Raw genomic sequence first — 1,686 nt, forward strand, 5'->3', positions numbered from 1 at the left:
GCCGAGTTCGAAGCCCGCCACACCCCAACGACCACCCCAGAACTCACCCTGAAAAACAGCTAATCCACTCTCCATCAAACCCGGGGCTTGACACGAGTCTCAGTTGCAGTCTCATTTGTACTCGATCCGTGGATGTCCGCGGTGGTGTCGTTCTGTCCGCCATGCCTGATGAGCTGCGGAGATGAGCATTCGGCGGACAGCCTCGGACGGTCACGGAACAAGATCCGACAGCTTGGAAAGCGTGCGCCGCCCAAGGTGCCGCCTTGGCCGCGGAGAAGGGGCTCGCGGCCAACCTGTGGCCAAGCCTGCGGTCGATCGGACCGTTTTGGAGCATAGTCCGAGGTCATGGGGCTGAGGATTGACTTGGCAAAGCGGTCTTGAAAGCCGTCACTGGGCGAGCGCGGTAAGAGTTTCTCTACTTCATCAAGCACCCGGCTGCGCTCCGCTCCGCCGGGCGCGCTTCCCGGCTCTGGCTGCGCCCGCGCTCCTGCCTTCGGCCCGCTCGGCGCTGCCGCCGCCGACGCGCGCCCACGAGAGATAAGCCCGGAAGGGCATGAGTCGAGAACCAAGCCCGCGGCTTCAAGATGATGCCTCCGGCGGGGGCGCTCAGACTCCGGGATGGAGGGGGCGCCGCTCGCGAGTGCCGGCCGGAGCGTGGCGTGCGTCGTGGGGCTCCCATCCCGTCCGCCTTCGTCCCAGGCAGAGCCGAGCAGTCGCGGCCCAGGGCGTCAAGGTCGTTCGTACAGTGGCGCGCTCCACCTTGACGCCCTGAACCACGCCCGCTCCACGGTGCGTGGGTCGACAGCGGACGGGATGGGAGCCGGGGTGAGTGGTGGGTCGAGAGGCTGTGATCGCTCGTCGGGGGGCAGCTCCAGCCCAAAGCCGCTCTAGCGACCGCGTGGGCATGCAAATGCCCAAGGATCCTCATCAGGATCTCGTTTGGCCCGTCGGGCAGACCTCAGCAGGCGCCATCGCAGTCAGTGTGGCGCGCTCCAACCTGCGAATGAGCTGCCACACGACGACGATCGATAGCGCAGCGGCACAGATGTCCAGACCATCGCTGAACATGATCTGGCGCAGGGCATCGCGAGCCTGGCTAGCGGTGACCGCCTTCTTCAATGCCTTGGGGGCATCGTTGTATGCGTTCGCCGCGACGAGGACGGACAGCCACCATGCCGTGAGCAGGGGATGTCCGCGACGACGCTGAGATTCCGGCCGGCTGGCAGCCCACAGGTCGTTGACAAACATCTTGGGTATGAAGAGCTGCCCCAGCGGTATCACCCAGCCGAAGACCAGCCACGCCCTGTGCCGACGCTGTCCCTGGCGCCAGAGCACATCCGCGAGGTCGCGCATGTTGGCGAGCCAGATACTGAACTGGAACAGGGCCGCGAGGAGCAGCCCCGTCCGCCAGCCCATCAAGTTTCTGAAATATGTGTCGACCTCGACCAATGGGTTGTCGACGTACGGTTTCGGCACCAGCGGTCCCGCCAACAGTTGGTACTTGTGCCACGCTGCCAGCCCGGCCGCGACAGTCACCAGCGCGAACGCGGCAAGCGCGCCGCAGGCAAACCGGGCCTGCCCGCGCGGCACCCTAGTGCCGGATCAGACATCCCATGCCGTTTGACGTCAAGTGGCATGGGGGTGTGCGTGGTGTGACCAGGCGGTCGCTTCGTCGTAGGGGGTGCG

Annotated in this window: 1 protein-coding gene; it reads right to left on the reverse strand. The window is 65.7% G+C overall.

Features of this window, described 5'->3' with window-relative positions; translation table 11 throughout:
• Window positions 1–927: 927 nt before the first annotated feature.
• Window positions 928–1,590 (reverse strand): DUF4328 domain-containing protein, encoded by a 663-nt coding sequence (locus ACFU8W_RS52415; RefSeq protein WP_384052983.1) that lies wholly within the window; start codon window positions 1,588–1,590, stop codon window positions 928–930.
• Window positions 1,591–1,686 lie beyond the last annotated feature (96 nt).

This window comes from Streptomyces sp. NPDC057565 (assembly GCF_042801455.1).
GTDB lineage: Bacteria > Actinomycetota > Actinomycetes > Streptomycetales > Streptomycetaceae > Streptomyces > Streptomyces yanii.